At 61.0% G+C, this 618-nt stretch carries 1 pseudogene; it reads right to left on the bottom strand.

What is annotated here, in order from left to right:
• Positions 1 to 581 (bottom strand): annotated as a pseudogene (locus ACEPPI_RS40605) (hypothetical protein); the annotation flags it as partial.
• Between the last annotated feature and the right edge of the window lie 37 nt (positions 582 to 618).

Below are 618 nucleotides of genomic sequence, written 5' to 3'. Positions count from 1 at the left end.
TGGTAGATCACGGAGTTGGAGTCCTTGGCGGCGCCGAAGAAGTCGGACTCCGCCGGACGGTAGACACCGACCTTGTCGGTCCCGTCACCGTTCCAGTCACCCTTGACCGGGACATCACCCGGATTGCCGAACTTCACACTGTGATCCACACCCGCATAGGTGTTGGAATCGCTCAGATAGAAGGTGCTGTCCGAGGAACGGTAGACACCGATCGTGTCCTTGCCGTCCCCGTTCCAGTCACCGGTCATCGGCGTGTCACCCTCGACACCCATCTTCAGGGCAAAGGCCACCGACAGATTGTCATTGGTCAGATAGAACGTCTGGTCCCCCGGACGGTAGACACCGATCGAGTCCTTGCCATCCCCATCCCAGTCACCCACGACAGGAACATCGCCCGGATTCCCGAACGTGCTCGACACCGCCACCGAACCGTTGTCGTTCGACAGATAGAACGTCTGATCACCCGGCCGGTACACACCGAACGTGTCCCTGCCATCGTTGTTCCAGTCACCCGTCAAAGGCATATCGCCCTGAGCACCGAACGCGGCCTTCCCCGACAGGTTCCCGCCCCGGTCCGACACGTAGAACCACGACTCCCCCGGACGGTACACACCCACC

Source organism: Streptomyces sp. AB3(2024) (genome assembly GCF_041862025.1).
Lineage (GTDB): Bacteria > Actinomycetota > Actinomycetes > Streptomycetales > Streptomycetaceae > Streptomyces.
Note: the sequence above shows the minus strand (reverse complement) of the source record. Positions and strands in the feature narration are given on the sequence as shown.